At 71.2% G+C, this 16,951-nt stretch carries 17 protein-coding genes; 13 read left to right on the top strand and 4 right to left on the bottom strand.

Annotated elements, in window-relative coordinates; all coding sequences use genetic code 11:
* The first annotated feature begins 166 nt into the window (after positions 1-166).
* The 6 genes from HD594_RS05740 (at position 167) to HD594_RS05765 (ending at position 5,803) form a co-directional block, all read left to right on the top strand.
* A complete protein-coding gene (locus HD594_RS05740) occupies positions 167-1,042 on the top strand; it encodes a patatin-like phospholipase family protein (protein ID WP_184750038.1) in 876 nt (291 codons plus the stop codon).
* Entirely contained in the window at positions 1,042-2,067 is a 1,026-nt protein-coding gene (locus HD594_RS05745; RefSeq protein ID WP_184750039.1) for a 1-acyl-sn-glycerol-3-phosphate acyltransferase, read from the top strand. The genes HD594_RS05740 and HD594_RS05745 overlap by 1 nt, the downstream gene beginning before the upstream one ends.
* Positions 2,068-2,236: 169 nt before the next feature.
* Positions 2,237-3,109 carry a dimethylargininase gene (ddaH, locus tag HD594_RS05750; RefSeq protein ID WP_184750040.1) on the top strand — a complete coding sequence of 291 codons (873 nt, stop codon included), beginning with the start codon at positions 2,237-2,239 and terminating at the stop codon, positions 3,107-3,109.
* 13 nt (positions 3,110-3,122) lie between these two features.
* Complete coding sequence (gene rocD / locus HD594_RS05755) at positions 3,123-4,349, top strand: ornithine--oxo-acid transaminase (protein WP_184750041.1); 1,227 nt, start codon at positions 3,123-3,125, stop codon at positions 4,347-4,349.
* Between the two features lie 119 nt (positions 4,350-4,468).
* Entirely contained in the window at positions 4,469-4,762 is a 294-nt protein-coding gene (locus HD594_RS05760; protein WP_184750042.1) for a putative quinol monooxygenase, read from the top strand.
* Positions 4,763-4,816: 54 nt separating this feature from the next.
* Positions 4,817-5,803, top strand: coding sequence for a VOC family protein (locus HD594_RS05765; RefSeq protein WP_221446561.1), 987 nt, complete (start codon positions 4,817-4,819; stop codon positions 5,801-5,803).
* 69 nt (positions 5,804-5,872) lie between these two features.
* Here HD594_RS05765 and HD594_RS05770 read toward each other — a convergent pair whose 3' ends face one another.
* The gene (locus HD594_RS05770; RefSeq protein WP_184750043.1) at positions 5,873-7,468 is read right to left on the bottom strand and encodes a molybdopterin-dependent oxidoreductase; all 1,596 of its coding nucleotides are present in this window, start codon (positions 7,466-7,468) and stop codon (positions 5,873-5,875) included.
* Between the two features lie 135 nt (positions 7,469-7,603).
* On the opposite strand from HD594_RS05770, the gene HD594_RS05775 reads away from it, so the two are divergent.
* The 5 genes from HD594_RS05775 to HD594_RS05795 all read left to right on the top strand — a co-directional run bounded on the left by HD594_RS05775 (position 7,604) and on the right by HD594_RS05795 (position 14,035).
* The gene (locus HD594_RS05775) at positions 7,604-9,277 is read left to right on the top strand and encodes a circularly permuted type 2 ATP-grasp protein (protein WP_184750044.1); all 1,674 of its coding nucleotides are present in this window, start codon (positions 7,604-7,606) and stop codon (positions 9,275-9,277) included.
* Positions 9,271-10,203: an alpha-E domain-containing protein gene (locus HD594_RS05780; protein ID WP_184750045.1), complete on the top strand. Its 933-nt coding sequence runs from the start codon at positions 9,271-9,273 to the stop codon at positions 10,201-10,203. Before HD594_RS05775 ends, HD594_RS05780 begins: the two co-directional genes overlap by 7 nt.
* The gene (locus tag HD594_RS05785; protein WP_184750046.1) at positions 10,200-11,045 is read left to right on the top strand and encodes a transglutaminase family protein; all 846 of its coding nucleotides are present in this window, start codon (positions 10,200-10,202) and stop codon (positions 11,043-11,045) included. Before HD594_RS05780 ends, HD594_RS05785 begins: the two co-directional genes overlap by 4 nt.
* Before the next feature lie 106 nt (positions 11,046-11,151).
* Positions 11,152-13,449, top strand: a complete 2,298-nt coding sequence (locus HD594_RS05790) for a glycoside hydrolase family 3 protein (RefSeq protein ID WP_184750047.1) — start codon at positions 11,152-11,154, stop codon at positions 13,447-13,449.
* 91 nt (positions 13,450-13,540) lie between these two features.
* Complete coding sequence (locus tag HD594_RS05795) at positions 13,541-14,035, top strand: MarR family winged helix-turn-helix transcriptional regulator (protein ID WP_184750048.1); 495 nt, start codon at positions 13,541-13,543, stop codon at positions 14,033-14,035.
* Positions 14,036-14,044: 9 nt separating this feature from the next.
* Here the strand turns inward: HD594_RS05795 and HD594_RS05800 are convergent, their stop codons facing one another.
* Positions 14,045-14,512, bottom strand: coding sequence for a MarR family winged helix-turn-helix transcriptional regulator (locus tag HD594_RS05800; RefSeq protein WP_184750049.1), 468 nt, complete (start codon positions 14,510-14,512; stop codon positions 14,045-14,047).
* A 131-nt stretch (positions 14,513-14,643) separates the two neighbouring features.
* Between HD594_RS05800 and HD594_RS05805 the strand changes: the two genes are divergently transcribed.
* Positions 14,644-14,994 (top strand): DUF7882 family protein, encoded by a 351-nt coding sequence (locus HD594_RS05805; RefSeq protein ID WP_184750050.1) that lies wholly within the window; start codon positions 14,644-14,646, stop codon positions 14,992-14,994.
* Positions 14,991-15,335, top strand: coding sequence for a hypothetical protein (locus HD594_RS05810; RefSeq protein ID WP_184750051.1), 345 nt, complete (start codon positions 14,991-14,993; stop codon positions 15,333-15,335). Before HD594_RS05805 ends, HD594_RS05810 begins: the two co-directional genes overlap by 4 nt.
* A 15-nt stretch (positions 15,336-15,350) precedes the next feature.
* Here HD594_RS05810 and HD594_RS05815 read toward each other — a convergent pair whose 3' ends face one another.
* Together HD594_RS05815 and HD594_RS05820 are read right to left on the bottom strand one after the other, a co-directional pair.
* A complete protein-coding gene (locus tag HD594_RS05815; RefSeq protein ID WP_184752597.1) occupies positions 15,351-15,710 on the bottom strand; it encodes a protein-L-isoaspartate carboxylmethyltransferase in 360 nt (119 codons plus the stop codon).
* A 106-nt stretch (positions 15,711-15,816) separates the two neighbouring features.
* A complete protein-coding gene (locus HD594_RS05820) occupies positions 15,817-16,806 on the bottom strand; it encodes a serine hydrolase domain-containing protein (RefSeq protein ID WP_184750052.1) in 990 nt (329 codons plus the stop codon).
* Between the last annotated feature and the right edge of the window lie 145 nt (positions 16,807-16,951).

Here is a 16,951-nt window from a genome sequence, read left to right on the forward strand (position 1 = left end):
GGACAGACGGCGCGTCGTCGAGGATCCCCGCCGTTCGTGACGACGAGGGTGGCCCGTCGGCGGTGGCCGGGCCGGTGGGCCCTCCGACCCTGACATGGCGTCGCCGCCGCGCTAGCGTGAGCAACGAGGGCGTCCCGCATCGCCGCGGGCGCAGAAGGGGACCGCGATGAGCGCGCCGAGGTGCGCCTTCGTCCTGGGCGGCGGAGGCAAGTGGGGCTCGGTCGAGGTGGGGATGCTGCGCGCCCTCGTCGAGGCCGGCATCCAGCCCGACATCGTCCTCGGCACGTCGATCGGCGCGCTCAACGGCGCCGTCTTCGCGGCAGACCCCGGTCCCATCGGCGTCATGCGACTGGAGCGCCTGTGGCGCGACATCGGCGAGACGGGCTTCCTCGGCGGGCCGGTCCTGGACCGCGTGCGCACGGCGGTGCGGTTGCGCGTCGGACTGAACGACCCGTCCGCCATCCGCGACATCGCCCGGACGGTGCTCGACGGCATGAGCATCGAGGACCTCGAGGTGCCGTTCCAGTGCGTGGCGGCGTCGATCGAACGCGCCGCCGAGCACTGGTTCACCAAGGGTCCGATCATCGACGCGCTCGCCGCCTCGGCGGCGATCCCCGGGCTCTTCGCTCCTGTCGAGATCGACGGTGAGCACTTCTACGACGGCGGCCTGGTCAACTCGATCCCCGTCGACCGCGCCGTGGAGCTGGGGGCGAGCGAGATCTACGTGCTTCAGGTCGGCCGGGTCGAGCAGCCCCTCCGGCCGCCCACGAAATTCTGGGAGCCCGCGCTGATCGCCTTCGAGATCTCTCGCCGGCACCGCTTCGCCAGCGTCCGCGACGGCAAGACCGGTGGCGCCGACGTGCACGTGCTGCCGAGTGCGAACGCGCTCGATTTCGATGACCGCCGCCAGCTGAAGTGGCGCGACATCGGGGACGCCGACGAGCTCGCCGGACGAGCGTACGAGGCATCGCGCGACTACCTCGCCGAGCAGATGACCGCGACCGCGGCCGGCGTCGAGGGCGGCTTGTCAGGGGAGCGGTGATGGCGCCGCCGCCCTACCTCGTCCGACGCCTCGTGCTCGCCCCGTGCACGATCATCGTGGCGCTCGCCGCCATCGCCACGATCCCGCTGTGGGTCATCGTGATCGCGTTCGCGTCGCGGTTCGTCCCGGGGCGATGGCGGATCCTGCGCGCCGGCTGGTTCCTGTTCCTCTACATCGAACTGCAGGCGGTCACGGTGCTCATCCTCTTCGGGCACTGGATCGCCTCGGGCTTCGGGCGGAACATGAAGGAGCCCCGGTTCCAGGATCTGACCTACCGCACGATCGCGTGGTGGCTGCGTCGGCTGATGGGCAGCGCCCGGCGCACGTTCTCGCTGTCGTTCGATCTCGACGTGGGTCCTGAAGATCCCGACGAGGCGCCCCGAGCCGATCGCCCGCTGCTGGTCATGTCGCGCCACGCGGGCCCGGGCGACTCGTTCCTGCTGGTCGACGCCGTTCTCAACAACCTCGGTCGCCGGCCGCGGATCGTCTTGAAGGACACGCTGCGCGTCGACCCCTGCATCGACATCGCGCTCAGCCGCGTGCCGAGCCGATTCGTGCCGGGGCATCGGCGTCCCGGAACCATCGAGGCGATCCGAGATATGGCCGCCACCATGGGCGCATCCGACGCCTTCGTGATCTTCCCCGAGGGTGGCAACTTCACCGCGCGGCGCCGCGAACTGGCCATCGAGCGGCTCGATGAGATCGGACGCACCGACCTCGCCGACCGGGCGCGGGGGATGAGCCATGTCCTCCCGCCCAAGCCGCGGGGCGCGCTCACCACCATCGCCGCGGCGCCCACCGCCGACATCGCGTTCGTCGGACACGTCGGGCTCGAGCGGCTGTCGACGCTGCGCCGGCTCTGGCAGGGCCTGCCGATGGACAGCGCCATCAGCGTGCGCGTCTGGTACGTCGCCGCCGAGGACGTGCCCCCCGAAGACGAGCGGGAGGAGTGGCTCTACGGCCAGTGGGAGCGGATCGATCGGTGGATCGACGCGCGCATCGCCGCGGAGGTCGGCGCGTCCTGACGGGACGGGCGGCCCGCCGTGCGCCGACGGTGTGCGCCTCGCGTGCGAGAATGGTGCTCGGCGTGCCCGTGTCGCACCCTTCCCCGCGACCGGCGCGCACCCGGACGAGCGGGTCGAAGGGCCGCCGGGCCTCGAGGACAGCGTCCGCCACCCTTCCCGAAGGAGCACCATGTCCCCGCACGAGAACACCGTCCCGCTCGCCCCGGCGACCGAGCGCATCCAGCAGCGGCGCACGTACCTGATGTGCCGCCCCGAGCACTTCACGGTCAGCTACAGCATCAACCCCTGGATGGAGCCCGCCAACCCCACCGACACCGACAAGGCGGTGCGCCAGTGGCAGGCCCTGTACGACGCGTACATCGGCCTCGGCCACGATGTGCAGCTCATCGACCCCATCGAGGGGCTGCCCGACATGGTCTACACCGCCAACGGCGGCTTCCTCATCGACGGCGTCGCCTACGGCGCGAAGTTCCGCTTCGACGAGCGCGTGCCCGAGGGTCCGGCGTTCATGGAGTGGTTCGCCGCGAACGGCTTCCAGGTCGCCGACCCCGCCGAGGTCAACGAGGGCGAGGGTGACTTCCTGCTGGTCGGCGACGTGATCCTCGCCGGCACCGGCTTCCGCTCGACCGGCGACAGCCATCGCGAGATCGGCGAGGTCTTCGGCAAGGAGGTCGTCTCGCTGACCCTGGTCGACCCGCGCTTCTACCACCTCGACACCGCGATCGCCGTCCTCGACCCCGTCGAAGGGCCCGGCGGCGTCGAGCGCGCCAACATCGCGTACCTGCCCGGCGCCTTCGACGCCCACAGCCAGGCCGTGCTCGCCGAACGGTTCCCCGACGCCATCCATGTGTCGGATGCCGACGGCGCCGTGTTCGGACTGAACTCCTCCAGTGACGGACGCAACGTCATCATCTCCCCGCGGGCGACCGGGTTCGAGCGCCAGCTGCGCGAGCGCGGCTACCACCCGATCGCCGTGGACCTCTCCGAGCTGCTGCTGGGCGGTGGCGGCATCAAGTGCTGCACGCTCGAGCTCCGACGCTGAAGGGACAGCGCCCATGACTCCTTCGCACTCCCATCTCGCGACCGCCGCGATCCAGATCATCCGCTCGGAGGATGAGCACGTCGCCCGCAACTACCACCCGCTGCCGGTCGTGCTCGCCCGCGGCGAGGGCGTGTGGGTCACCGACGTCGAGGGCAAGCGCTACCTCGACCTGCTGTCGGCGTACTCGGCGCTGAACTTCGGCCACCGGCATCCGTCCCTCGTCGCGGCGGCGACCGAGCAGCTCGGCCGCATCACGCTCACCAGCCGTGCGTTCCACAACGACCAGCTCGGCGCGTTCGCGACCGCTCTGGCGGAGCTGTGCGGCAAGCAGCTCGTGCTGCCCATGAACACCGGAGCCGAGGCCGTCGAGACCGCCATCAAGACCGCGCGAGCGTGGGGGTACCGCGTCAAGGGCATCCCCGCGGATGCCGCCACCATCGTGGTCGCGCACGGCAACTTCCACGGTCGGACGACCACGGTCATCGGCTTCAGTGACGATCCCGATGCGCGCGACGACTTCGGTCCGTTCGCGCCCGGATTCGCGGCCGTGCCGTTCGGCGACGCCGCTGCGATCGAAGCGGCGATCGACGAGAACACCGCCGCCGTGCTGATCGAGCCGATCCAGGGCGAGGCGGGCGTGATCGTCCCGCCCGAGGGATACCTGCGGGCCGTGCGGGAGATCTGCACGAAGCACGACGTCCTCATGATCGCCGACGAGATCCAGTCCGGCCTCGGCCGCGCCGGCACCACCTTCGCGTGCGACCGCGAGGACGTCGTCCCCGACATGTACGTGCTGGGCAAGGCCCTCGGCGGCGGCATCGTGCCGCTGTCTGCCGTCGTCGCCGACGAGGACGTGCTCGGCGTCATCCGTCCGGGCGAGCACGGGTCGACGTTCGGCGGCAACCCGCTGGCGGCGGCTGTGGGCCTGCGCGTGGTCGAGATGCTCGCGAGCGGCGAGGTCCAGGTGCGCGCGCAGGCGCTGGGCGAGCACCTCGAGGCCAAGCTCGCCGAGCTCGTCGGTCACGGCGTCACCGCGATCCGCGTGGCGGGCGTGTGGGCCGGCATCGACATCGACCCGGCTGTCGGAACCGGGCGCGAGGTCGCCGAGCGACTGCTCGCGCGCGGTGTTCTGGTCAAGGACACTCAGGGTCAGACGATCCGCATCGCGCCGCCGCTGGTCATCCGCGCCACCGAGCTGGACTGGGCCGTCGAGCAGCTCAAGGTCGTACTCGCCGGCTGACGCCGTCTGCGTGCTCCCCCGCCCGAGACAGGTCTTCCGCTCCGCGGAACGAGCCGCGCGACGGCGAGCACGCGCCGTCAGAGTGAAGGCGCCACCGGCGTTTCGACGAAGGGCGAGGTATGGCGCACGCAGCGATCGTGGAGTTCCGCCTGGACCCGGCGCGGCTCGACGAAGCAGAGTCCGTGTTCGACGAGATGCTCGAGACCACGCGGGCATTCGAGGGCTGCGAGCGGCTCGACTGGTTCGTCGACCGCGACGACCCGGCGTGCTGGACGCTGTACGAGGAGTGGTCGTCGTGGGAGGCCGAGCAGGCGTATCGCGACTACCGTTCGAGCGAGGGTGCGGTGCCCGCGCTCGGCGCGCTGCTGGCGGGCCCGCCGCGCCTCGTTCGCCTGGAGTCGGTCCGCCGCTGACATCGACCGCGTCGCCCCGGCGGACCGCGGTGGGGAATGCATTCAGATGGATGCATGTTGCAGATCGACGTGAACTCCGCCTCTGCGCCTGCCCGCCGCCGTCCGATCGTCGTCGCCGCTGTGACGGGGGCGGTCGCCGTGCTCATCGCCGTGATCACCATCGTCCTCGTCGCGGCCACGCGCGCGCCGGCGGGCGCAGACACGGCGCCCGCGTCGCTTCTGCCCGCTGAGGCGGAGATGGGATCCGTCGAGCTGAACGTCGTCGATCTGCCGGCGATGCGGGAGTACTACGCCGACGCGCTCGGTCTGCCGGTGATGGAGGAAGATGCCGAGCACGTCGTCCTCGGCTTCGACGAGCCGCTGGTGACGCTGCTCGCGGGTGCGGCCGGCGCCGACGATCCCAGCCAGGCGGGGCTCTACCACACGGCCATCCTGTTCCCCGACGAACCCGCGCTCGCAGCTGCGCTGCTGACCGTGGCGGACCGCGCCCCCGAGTCGTATCAGGGGGCCGCCGACCACGCGGTCAGCCTCGCGTTCTACTTCGGCGATCCCGAGGGCAACGGCGTGGAGCTGTACGTCGATCGGCCCCGCGACGAGTGGGTGTGGCAGGACGGCGAGGTGACCATGGGCTCGGCGTTCCTCGACCCCAACGCCTTCATCGCCGAGAACGCGGACGGGGTCGCGCCGAGCTCCGCGACCGTGGGGCACGTGCACCTGCGCGTCGGCGACCTCGACCGGGCCCGCGCCTTCTATTCCGATGCGCTCGGGTTCGCTGTGACGTCTCAGGCGGACGGCGCCCTGTTCTATTCGGCGGGCGGCTACCACCACCACCTCGCCACGAACGTGTGGCTCAGCGACGGCGCGGGGGAGCGGGGCGCGGGGCCGGGGCTCGGCGCGTTCGTCGTGCGGGTGCCGAACCAGGCCGACGTCGACGACGTCGCGGCGCGGCTCGCAGGTGCCGGCATCGAATACGAGAGTGCGCCCGGCGTGCTCGTGACCTCGGACCCGTGGGGCAACGTGGTGCGGGTCCTGGTCGGCTGAGGGACGGGCGGGCGGCGCCCGCGCGTGAGGGGCGGGAGCCGCGTGCCCGGTTCGCGTGGACCGCTCCGGTCAGGCCACCGTCACCTGGATGGTGTGCCACCCGGTCGCGCCGTCGGGCGCGGGCGACGTGCGCTCCTCGGTCTGCACGTCGCCGGCGGCGCTCGTGGCGCGGCACGTGATGGTGTGACCGCCCGGCTCGGCCGTCCACGGGATGCTCCACTGAACCCAGGTGTCGTCCGAGATCGCGGCGGCGAGCGTCGCCGGCATCCACTCGCCGTCGTCGACGCGCACCTCGACACCGCCGACCCCGACGTGCTGGTGCCAGGCCATGCCCGCGATCACGGCGTCGCCCGCGTCGACCACCTGACTGCGACGGGGCACCTCGATGCGCGACTGGAGCTTGACCGGCCCGCGGGCGGACCATCCGCGCGTCGTCCAGTACGCCTGCGCGCGGTCGAAGCGCGTGACCTCGAGCTCGACCACCCACTTCGTCGCCGACACGTACCCGTACAGGCCCGGGACGACCATGCGCACCGGGAACCCGTGCTCGACGGGGAGCGGCTCGCCGTTCATTCCGACGGCCAGGATCGAGTTGCGGTCGTCGGTGAGCGCTTCGAGGGGTGTGGACGCGGAGAAGCCGTCGATCGAGTGCGACAGCACCATGTCGGCATCCGGTGACACGCCGGCGCGGGCCAGCAGCTCCCGGATCGGGTAGCCGAGCCACAGCGCATTGCCGATGAGGTTGCCGCCGATCGAGTTCGACACGCACGTGAGCGTCGTGTGGCTCTCCTCCAGCGGCAGCGCGATCAGCTCGTCCCACGTGATCGTGACCTCGCGGTCGACCATGCCGTGGATGCGCAGGGACCACTCGGCGGGATCGATCTGCGGCGTGACCAGCGCGGTGTCGATGCGGTAGAAGGCGGTGTTCGGCGTGATGACCGGCGACAGGTCCGGGAGGCCGAGCTCCGCCGCCGCCGGAACCGCGGGCGCCGGCTTCGCCGGGGTCGGCAGGCGCAGCGCGTCGCGCACGGTGGTCGCCGCCTGGACGCCGGCGCGCGCCGCATTTCCGATGACGAGTCCGATGGCGCCGACGGCGGCCGCCGCGGTCGACCACGCCAGGAATCCGCGCCGGTCGACGCCGCGCGACATCGGGGTGGCGGTCTCCGGCGGGGATGCGCCCGCGGAGTCCGGACCGGCCGGGACGGCCGCGGGCGGCGGATACGCACGCGCGGCGAGCCGGGCGAGCAGGCGCATCGCGACCGCGGCGGCGACGCCGGCGACCACGGCGGGCAGCCACGCGAACGTCCCCGCATCCGTCCTGGTCATCGCGACGATCGCGCCGACGCCTCCGAGCAGTGCGCCGATCACGGCCCCCCACGGCGGACGTCGGGTCTCGAGGATGCCCGCGGCGGCCGCGACGAGCCCCATCACGAGAGCGATCCCGATGAGCAGCGCGATCTTGTCGGCCGTGCCGAACAGTGCGATCGCGAGGTCCTTGGCCCACGGCGGCGCAGCGTCGATGAGCGCTCCGCCGACGACCGCGAACGGGCTGGAGGACGGGACCGCGAGCGTCGCGGTCAGTTCGCCGAGGCCGGTTCCGAGCGCGACGGCGCATACCCCCGCCGCCGCGGCGGCGAGCAGCGATCGCGTCCGGGTTGTCGCCACAGTGCGAGCCTATGCCGACGCGCCCGGGCCGAACCCGCCGCAGATGTGACGATCCGAGGACGTCCGCCTCTATCGCATCGACGTCAGATGTCAACCGAAACAACACGGCAACACGTCCCCCACTAGGCTCATGGCATGGGCGATCTGTTCGACGGCTACGGCTCCACCACGGCGCCCCGCAAGACTCCGTCCGGGGTGCCGGCGTTCGATGAGATGTTCGGCAGCGACCTCGGGGCGGGCGCGGTGCCACAGTCCCGCGAGGCCTACAAGGAGCTCTATCAGGCTCTCGCGCAGATGACGCAGGAGGAGTTGCGCGGGCGCACCGAGTCCCTCGCGACCTCCTACCTCGCGCAGGGCGTGACGTTCGACTTCGCCGGTGAAGAGAGACCCTTCCCGCTCGACGCGGTGCCCCGCGTCATCGACTACGACGAGTGGTCGAAGACCGAAGCGGGCGTGAAGCAGCGGGTGCGGGCGCTCGAGGCCTTCCTCGACGACGCCTACGGCCGGCAGCACTGCGTGCGCGACGGCGTGCTGCCCGCCCGCCTGATCGCATCGTCCCAGTACTTCTACCGCCAGGCCGCCGGCATCCACGCCGCGAACGGGGTGCGCATCCAGGTCTCGGGGATCGACCTGATCCGCGACGAGCACGGCGAGATGCGGGTGCTCGAGGACAACGTCCGCGTTCCGTCCGGCGTCAGCTACGTCATCTCGAACCGCCGGGTCATGGCCCAGACGCTCCCCGAGCTGTTCGTGTCGATGCGCGTCCGCCCCGTCGGCGACTACCCGAACAAGCTGCTCGCGGCGCTGCGGGCATCCGCCCCGCCCGGCGTCGAGGAGCCGAACGTCGTCGTGCTCACCCCGGGCGTGTACAACTCGGCGTACTTCGAGCACACGCTGCTGGCGCGGCTCATGGGCGTGGAGCTCGTCGAGGGACGCGACCTGCTGTGCGTCGGCGGCAAGGTCTTCATGCGCACCACGCGCGGTCCGCAGCGCGTCGACGTCATCTACCGCCGCGTGGACGACGACTTCCTGGATCCGCTGCAGTTCCGCTCGGACTCGATGCTCGGCGCGCCCGGTCTCATGCTCGCCGCGCGTCTGGGCAACGTCACGATCGCGAACGCGGTCGGCAACGGCGTCGCCGACGACAAGCTGCTGTACACGTACGTTCCCGATCTCATCCGCTACTACCTCGCCGAGGAGCCGATCCTCAAGAACGTGGACACGTGGCGGCTCGAGGACCAGGGCGCCCTCGAAGAGGTGCTCGACCGCCTCGACGAGCTGGTGGTCAAGCCCGTCGACGGCTCGGGCGGCAAGGGGCTCGTCGTGGGTCCGGATGCCTCCAAGAGCGAACTCGACAAGCTCCGCAAGCGCCTGCTGGCCGACCCGCGCGGGTGGATCGCGCAGCCGGTCGTGATGCTCTCGACCATCCCGACCCTCGTGGAGGACGGGATGCGTCCCCGCCACGCCGACCTGCGCCCGTTCGCCGTCAACGACGGCGACGATATCTGGGTGCTGCCGGGCGGTCTCACCCGCGTCGCGCTTCCCGAAGGCCAGCTCGTCGTCAACTCCAGCCAGGGCGGCGGATCGAAGGACACCTGGATCGTCGGCGGCGCGGCACCCGGCCACGTCGAGTACGGTCAGGGCGGCGGAGTCCCGGGTCTCGTCGAGGACCAGGCCTCCGTCACATCCGCGATCCCGATCATCTATGACGCGCAGCACGAGCCCGACCATTCCCCGCAGGATGTCCCCGAACCGGTGGTCGAGCAGCACGAGCAGCAGCAGCAGACCGGGGGTGACGACGCATGCTGAGCCGCATCGCCGAATCCCTGTTCTGGATCGGACGCTACCTCGAGCGCGCCGACGGGACAGCCCGCATCCTCGACGTCCACCTCCAGCTGCTGCTGGAGGACCCGTGGATCGACGAGGACGTCGCGTGCCGGTCGCTGCTGGCGGTCATGGGGTCGTTCCCCGACGAGGACGCCGAGTCCGTCGGCCGTGAGGACGTCCTCAAGCAGCTCGCGGTCGACCGCAGCAACTACTCGAGCATCGCCTACTGCCTGGGCGCCGCCCGCGAGAACGCGCGACGCGCGCGCGAGATCGTCTCGACCGAGCTGTGGGAGACGCTGAACACGACCAACGCGCGCATGCCCCGCCGCCTGCAGATCGACAAGGTGCACAACTTCTTCCAGTGGGTGCGCGAGCGCACCGCGCTGTCGGTCGGCGTCGTCGACTCGTCGACGAGCCGCGACGAGGCGTGGCAGTTCTTCACGCTGGGGCGCTCGATCGAGCGCACCGACATGACCGCCCGGATGCTGGCGACGCGGTCGCTCACCGAGGCGTCCGGGCCATCGTGGACGACGATCCTGCGCTCGTGCGGCGCGTACGAGGCGTACCTGCGCACGTACAAGGGGATGCCGAGCGCACGCAACGCCGCGGAGTTCCTGCTGCTGGACCGCCTGTTCCCGCGTTCGATCATCTTCTCGATCCAGAGCGCCGAGCAGTGCATGAGCGCGATCGACCCCCGCGCCGACCGCGTCGGGCACTCCAACACCGTGCTGCGGGCCCTCGGCCAGATCCGAAACGACCTCGAGTACAGCGCGCTCAGCGAGATCCTCAACGAGCTGCCCGAGCACATGGAGCGCGTCCAGGTGGTCACCCGCGACGCATCCGAGGCGATCCGTCAGAGGTTCTTCCCGACGCAGACCGAGCCCAGCTGGATCGGAGAGATCTCATGAAGCGCCTGCGGATCGAGCACCAGACGGGCTTCACGTACCAGGGCGACGTGTCGGCCTCGTACAACGAGGCGCGGATGCTGCCGAACTCGACCGAGAACCAGTTCGTGCTCAACGCCTCGCTCGACATCGAGCCGTCGACCTCGGTCAACCAGTACGTCGACTACTTCGGCACGCGCGTCGCGGCGTTCGACGTGCTGAACACCCACGAGAAGCTGATGCTGACCGCCCGCTCGCTCGTCGAGGTGCGACCGCGGCCGATCGAACCGACGGACTTCACATGGGCGGATCTGTCCCGCGAGGCGCCGCTGCTGATCGAGACCGTCGAGCAGCTGGGGCAGACCGGCCGCACGAAGCCGCACGCCGAGATCCTCGAGCTCGCCCGCCGGATCGCCGCCGAGCACACGAACCCTGGGCTCGCTGCCCGCGCGATCGCCGAGGCGGTGGGGGACGCGGTGGAGTACATGCACGGCATCACCGGCGTGCACTCGACGGCCGCCGAGGCCTGGGAGGAGCGCAAGGGCGTGTGCCAGGACATCGCGCACATCACGCTCGGAGCGCTCCGCGCCGTCGCGATCCCCGCGCGCTACGTGTCCGGCTACCTGCACCCCAAAGCGGATGCCGAGGTCGGCGAGGCCGTCGAGGGCGAGTCGCACGCGTGGGTGGAGTGGTTCGCCGGCGAGTGGCAGGGATTCGACCCGACCAACAACATCGAGATCGGCGACCGCCACGTGCTGGTGGGACGCGGTCGCGACTACAACGACGTCCCGCCGCTGCGCGGCGTGTACGCGGGCCCGCACAAGAGCCATCTGCACGTGAAGGTGACCATCACGCGCGAGGCGTAGCCACCGGGGAGACTCCGTCTTGCAGGCGGTGCCGCCGGACTGCCAGAGTGGGCGGCCAGGGCGGTGTGGGGCCGCCTGACCGTCGACGGACGATGAGGTGACGCGCGTGGCACGCGACGAGGACCGCCGGATCGCGCTCAACGACTTCGCCGGCGCAGGCCTGCCGGGGCTCTCCTATGCGGACGGGCCGTGCGGCATCCGCGGCGACGACGGCGCGACCGCCCTGCCGAGCGCGCTCACGCTCTCGGCGACGTTCGACGCAGACCTCGCGCAGCGGTACGGCGACCTCCTGGGCGCCGAGCTGGTGGCATCCGGGCACAACGTCTTGCTCGGCCCGGAACTCGACATCGGGCGGGATCCTCGAGCCGGGCGCCTCGCAGGCGGGCTCGGCGAGGATCCGCTGCTGACGGGGGAGCTCGGGGGACGCATCGTGCGCGGTGTGCACGCCCACCGGGCCATCGCGGTGGCCAAGCACTTCGTCTGCTACAACCTCGAGCGGCTGCGCGCCGGCGAAGGGCCGATGCAGGAGCGCACCGATGCGCGCGACGTCCTCGTGGGCGAGCGTGAACTCCACGAGCTGTACCTGGCCCCGTTCCGGCGGGCCGTCGAGCGGCACGGCGTCGTCGCGCTGCTCGCCGCCTACGTCCGCGTCAACGGCACCTACATGGCGCAGTCCCGCGACCTGCTGGACGTGCCGCGGCGGCTCTGGGGCTTCGAGGGGTTCACGGTCCCCGACTTCCTCTTCGCCGTCCGGGACGCCGAGGCGGCGCTCGCGGCGGGGCTGGACCTGCCGGCGATGATCGTGCCGGGCCCGCCGCCGCTGTCGGAGCGCACCCCCGAGATGGTGGACGCCCTCGACGATGACGCACTCGCGCGGATCGGCGACCACGTGCGCTCGGCCGTGTCGACGGCGGGCCTCGTGGCTCCGACGGGCATCGCCGACACCGCGGCGCTGGGGACGCCCGAGGCGCTGCGCGTGGCCGAGCGTGTGGCGATCGACGGAGCGGTGCTGCTGCGCAACGAGGGCGTTCTTCCGCTCCCCGCCGGTGCGCGCATCGCGCTCGTCGGCGGGGAGGAGATCGAGCACCGTCTCGTCACCGGGGGTTCTGCCGGAGTTCCGCTGGTGGGCGAGCGCCTGCCGGGGCTCGAGACCGCGCTCGAGAGCGAGGGCATCCGTGTCGCGGCCCGGGCGGGAGGACTCCCGGATGTCCCCGTGCCTCCGCTCGTGGCCGGCGACGGGGTCGATGTCTCCGCGGTGATCGAGGACTCCGCGGGGCGACGGAACGTGGAGCTCGCGGTCGCGGAGCTTCCCGTCGACGAGATCGACCACGACCATCCCTGGCGTGCCGAGCTGACCGTCGTCATCCCGCCGCACCTGGGTGCGCTCGTCGTCGCCGCAGAGTTCGCGGGCGAGGCCCAGCTGCTGCTCGACGGCACGCCGGTCGGGTCGGGATTCCGCGACGCGTCGCCTCTCCTCGCCGGTCCGCACTATGTGCTGCGTGCGGTGCTCCCGGCGGCGACGGGGTCGCGGACTCTCGTCGCGCGCTTCCGGACCGGTCCCGCCTTCGTGTTCCCCGCAATGGGAATGGTGCCTCGGCTGTCGCTCGGGGTGGTCCCGCTCGCGCCGGCGGTCGAAGCCGTCGACACCGTTGCGAGAGACGTGGATGCCGTCGTGGTGCTCGCCGGCCGGGCGACGGGGGCCGGGATGGATGCCGACGACCTGGGGCTTCCCGCCGGGCAGGCGCAGGTGGTCGAGGCCGCCGCCGCGACGGGGACGCCGGTGATCGTGGTGACGCACGGTGCCGGACCGATCGACACACCCTGGCGGGACCGAGTCTCGGCGCTGCTGCACGTGGGCTTGTCCGGCGAGCGCTTCGCGCCGGCTCTGGCGGCCATGCTCGCCGGCAGCGCCGAGCCCGGCGGGCGGCTCACGCTCACCTGGCCCGACGGATCTCCGGCCGTCCCGCCGGCCGATGTCGACGCATCCGGGCGCCTGCGCTACACCGAGGGAGTCGACATCGGCTACCGGTCCTACGAGCGTGCCGGCGTGGAGCCGGCATTCTGGTTCGGACACGGTCTGGGGTACGCGGACGTCGAACTGGCCGATGCTCACGCGGACGGCCAGGAGGTGCGCGTGACGCTGCGCGCCGGCGCGGCGCGCGGCGGCAAGGCCGTCGTCCAGCTCTACGCGCGTCCGGAGGCGGGGGAGACCCTCAAGCTCGTGGGGTTCGCCGCGATCCGGCTCGAGAGCGGGCAAGAGGCGACCCTGCCGGTCGCCGTCCACAGCGACGCGCTCTGCGTGTGGCGGGATGGCACGCTGCGCGACGGAGCCGGCGACTACGACGTGCACGTGGGGTTCTCGCGCGGCGACCTGCGGCGGACCGTCACCCTGCGCGTGGGCTGAGCGATTCCGCTGCCGGGAGAAGGGCCGATGAGCGGCTTCTTCCGCGTGCCCGTGACCCGAAGCACGCCGCCGCACGGCAGAATCGATTCCGATGGATGAGAACGCTTCGGGAGGCGACGGCTACTGGTACGCCGACGCCGAGGAGATCCGCGCATCGAGCGTGATGGAGGCGCTGCGCGCCTATCGCGCGGCTGAGGTGGCCATGCGCCGTCGCACGCGGCACTCGATGGACATGGGTGAGAACGAACTGCTCGTGCTGCGCTACCTGATGCGCGCGCACCGGAACGACGAGCCGGTGACGCCCGCGAACCTGGCCCGCTATCTCGGCATCACGTCGGCGTCGACGACGGCCCTGCTGGATCGGCTGGAGCGGACGGGCAACATTACGCGGGCACCCAACCCCGGGGATCGGCGGAGCGTCGTCATCGAGGCGAGCGACAAGGCGGATGCCGACATCCGCCGCACGCTCAGCGGGATGCACGAGCGCATGATGGACGTCGTCCGCCCGATGAGCGACGGCGATCGTGCCGTCGTGATCCGGTTCCTCGAGGCGATGCGCGAGGCGGTCGACGAGATCGACGAGTGACCGCGCCCGTCAGCGGACCGCGGTCTCCTCGGCGACCTCGGTGAGAGAGTCGAGGAAGTCGATGACGATGCGTCGCGCGACCTCGTCGAGATCCTCCGCCAGACCCGTCACCCGCTGCTCGTACTCGTCCACGGTGGCGGCGAGCGTCGCGGCGGCGGTTGCCGTGGGCGTGATGAGGATGCTTCTGCGGTCGGTCGGGTCGTTCACCCGCTGAAGGGTGCCGGCGCGTTCCAGACGGTCGAGCAGGGCCGTCGTCGAGGCCGACGAGATGCCCAGGTAGCGCGAAATGGCGCTCGGCCTGACGTCAGCGCCGTCGCGCTGCGCGGCGAGCAGGTATCGCACGAGTCGAAGTTCGTTGTCGCCCATCCCCGTCTTGGAGCGCACCCGAGCCTGTCTCGCGAGATCTGCATGCCGGAAGCGGTCGTAGGCGGTCAGGAGAGCGGATGCCTCATCCTCGCCACTCTGGTCGTGTTCCATCGATACTCACCCCCGATATCCAAGGTGTCTCGATCCTCCACTATACAGCTGATCGTTTATCTCGCTTGACTAACTAGTTATATGGTGAGTAACCTGCTCGCAGAGCTTCTCCCAACCAGAAGGAGTCGACGATGGGTCGTCTGTACTACAGCACCAACATTGATGCGATCGAGATCCCGGACCGCGTCCTCGCACATCTGCGCACGCTCACCACGACGAAGCTGCGCCGTTCCGAGAGCTTCACCGCCTCGTTCTGCCACTCGGGCGGACGGTCCACGATCTGGCTGCACTGCTCGATCCCGCTGCGCTTCGAGTTCGACTCGGCCGAGCCCGAGGCGCTCGACCGCGAGTACCTCGAGGAGCTCGCCCGCTCGGCCTCCGCGTCGGGCGGCGTGGTCATCGACCTCACCGACAGCGAGGTCGCGGACCGCGGCCCCGAACCGCTGCGGGTGGCCGCTTCGCACCTGGGGCGTGCAGCATGACCATCGCGCTTCCCGCTGTCACGACATTCCCGCGGCGTCTCGCATGGACCGCCGATCCTCGCGGTTCGCACACCGCCTCGCTCCGCGGCGAGTTCGCCGGGCGCATCCTCGAGAACCCCGACGGGAGCTTCGTCGGCTTCGACGGGCGCTCCACCCCGGTGGGTCGGTACGAGACGCTGCGCGAGGCCAAGCGCGCCGTCGGCGACATCGCCCGCGGCGTGGCGACCACACGCGCGGAGCGCATGAACCGCATCGCTCGACCGGTCGCGTCCGCGACGGGTGTCATCTCGGTCGCGCTGCTCATCGCAGCCGGAGCCGAGGCGGTCCTCCCCGTCGTCTGATCGCCGGCCGGCGGCTCAGGACTCGACGACGCGGCGCTTGGCCGCTACCGCGGCGTCGGTCTTGCTCTGCAGGAAGCCGCAGATGCGCGCCAGCAGGTCGAGGTCCTGCGCGAGATCCGCGACTCCGCCGGCATCGAGATCGATGCTGTCGGAGCGGGCCTCGAACGTCACGATCCACACCGGCTCGCCGTCGCGCATCACCGGCTGGACATAGGTCACGGTCGACGCGTTGCGCAGCGAAACCACGACGAGCCCCGACTCCGGACCCGCCGTGAACTCCTGGTCCAGGACCGAAATCTGGGTCACGATGTCCGGGTTCGACGCGTGGAACTCACGGAGCCACGCATCGACCGTCGCCCGATCTCTGTAGGGCATGTTGCTCACCGGGGGAACTCTCTGTGCCAGGGGGGCACGCTCTCATTATGCCGACCTTCGGGCCGAATGCGTGAATGCGAATCTGCAGCGGAGCTTCGGCGGCGCGTCACAGCCCCGTCACCACCGCGTTGTCGAGCTCGTCGGTGTCGACGTCGGGACGCTGCGCCTTGTTCGTCAGGAGGACCCAGGCGACACCCGCCGACGGATGCACCCAGAACTCGGTCCCGGCCCAGCCGCCGTGGCCGTAGCAGTCGCGATCGATCAGTCCCGGTGCGCGCGTGCGCAGGTTCCACGCGAAGCCCCAGTCCTGTCCCCGTTCGGGCGGGTAGGGGTCCAGGCGCGGGATGTCTCCGGTCAGCGGCCGCAGCATCATGTCGAGGGTCGCGGGGGTCATCACCGTCCGCTCGCGACCGACGCCGGTGCGGAGAAGAGCCGAGCCGAGCGCGAGAAGGTCCGCGGCCCGGCCGAGGAACCCGGCGCCGGGGTGCCGCGCGGCGATGAAGCGCTCGGCGTCGAGACCCGCGGCCTCGGCATCCGGGATCTCATGCGGGTCCGCGGCCTCGTCGATCGTGAAGCCGGCGGCGCCGATCTCGGCCGCCCACTCGACGATGGCCGCATCCCACGCCTGGCCGGTCGCATGCTCGGTCATCGCGGCGATCCCCTCGAAGGCCAGCGTCGAATAGCGCGACACCGTCCCCGCGGCGAAGTCGCGTCCGCCTGCGACGAGCAGCGTGCGAAGCGGGAGTGCCGGGTCCAGCGGCGGTTCGCTGATGCCGGATGTGTGGCTCGCGAGGTGCCGCAGCCGCACGATGTCGTCGCGGTTCGCCCCGAAGCCGGGCAGCGCGTCGCTGAGCGGCGTCTCGGGCGTGAGCAGGCCGCGCTCGATTGCGCGCGCCGCGACGATGCCGGTCAGGGGCTTGGTGATGGAGAACAGTCGGTAGTGGTCGTCGACGCGCGCCGGGCGCGATCCGGTGGCTCCGAACGCGTCGAGCGCGACGACGCCGTCCGCCGTCGCGATGCCGAGCACAGCGGTCGGCAGCCGCCCGTCGTCCACGGCCCGGCGGGCCCATGCGAACGCTGCGCTGTATCCGGTCATGCGGGTCGTTTCCTCTCGAGCGATTCCAAGCGGACCAGTACATGTCTACTCGCCGAGTGCATAGGGACGTTGCGGGTCATGTCCTATGCACTCGGCGAGTGCATATCCACTCGGCGGAGGGCGGAGGGCGGAGGGCGGAGGGCGG

Origin of the sequence: Microbacterium thalassium (assembly GCF_014208045.1) — a bacterium.
In the GTDB taxonomy this organism is placed as follows: domain Bacteria; phylum Actinomycetota; class Actinomycetes; order Actinomycetales; family Microbacteriaceae; genus Microbacterium; species Microbacterium thalassium.

Coding starts and splice junctions, on each gene's coding strand:
- HD594_RS05740 (WP_184750038.1), top strand. CDS start 167: ATGAGCGCGCCGAGGTGCGCCTTCGTCCTGGGCGGCGGAGGCAAGTGG.
- HD594_RS05745 (WP_184750039.1), top strand. CDS start 1,042: ATGGCGCCGCCGCCCTACCTCGTCCGACGCCTCGTGCTCGCCCCGTGC.
- ddaH (WP_184750040.1), top strand. CDS start 2,237: ATGTCCCCGCACGAGAACACCGTCCCGCTCGCCCCGGCGACCGAGCGC.
- rocD (WP_184750041.1), top strand. CDS start 3,123: ATGACTCCTTCGCACTCCCATCTCGCGACCGCCGCGATCCAGATCATC.
- HD594_RS05760 (WP_184750042.1), top strand. CDS start 4,469: ATGGCGCACGCAGCGATCGTGGAGTTCCGCCTGGACCCGGCGCGGCTC.
- HD594_RS05765 (WP_221446561.1), top strand. CDS start 4,817: ATGTTGCAGATCGACGTGAACTCCGCCTCTGCGCCTGCCCGCCGCCGT.
- HD594_RS05775 (WP_184750044.1), top strand. CDS start 7,604: ATGGGCGATCTGTTCGACGGCTACGGCTCCACCACGGCGCCCCGCAAG.
- HD594_RS05780 (WP_184750045.1), top strand. CDS start 9,271: ATGCTGAGCCGCATCGCCGAATCCCTGTTCTGGATCGGACGCTACCTC.
- HD594_RS05785 (WP_184750046.1), top strand. CDS start 10,200: ATGAAGCGCCTGCGGATCGAGCACCAGACGGGCTTCACGTACCAGGGC.
- HD594_RS05795 (WP_184750048.1), top strand. CDS start 13,541: ATGGATGAGAACGCTTCGGGAGGCGACGGCTACTGGTACGCCGACGCC.
- HD594_RS05800 (WP_184750049.1), bottom strand. CDS start 14,512: ATGGAACACGACCAGAGTGGCGAGGATGAGGCATCCGCTCTCCTGACC.
- HD594_RS05805 (WP_184750050.1), top strand. CDS start 14,644: ATGGGTCGTCTGTACTACAGCACCAACATTGATGCGATCGAGATCCCG.
- HD594_RS05810 (WP_184750051.1), top strand. CDS start 14,991: ATGACCATCGCGCTTCCCGCTGTCACGACATTCCCGCGGCGTCTCGCA.
- HD594_RS05815 (WP_184752597.1), bottom strand. CDS start 15,710: ATGCCCTACAGAGATCGGGCGACGGTCGATGCGTGGCTCCGTGAGTTC.
- HD594_RS05820 (WP_184750052.1), bottom strand. CDS start 16,806: ATGACCGGATACAGCGCAGCGTTCGCATGGGCCCGCCGGGCCGTGGAC.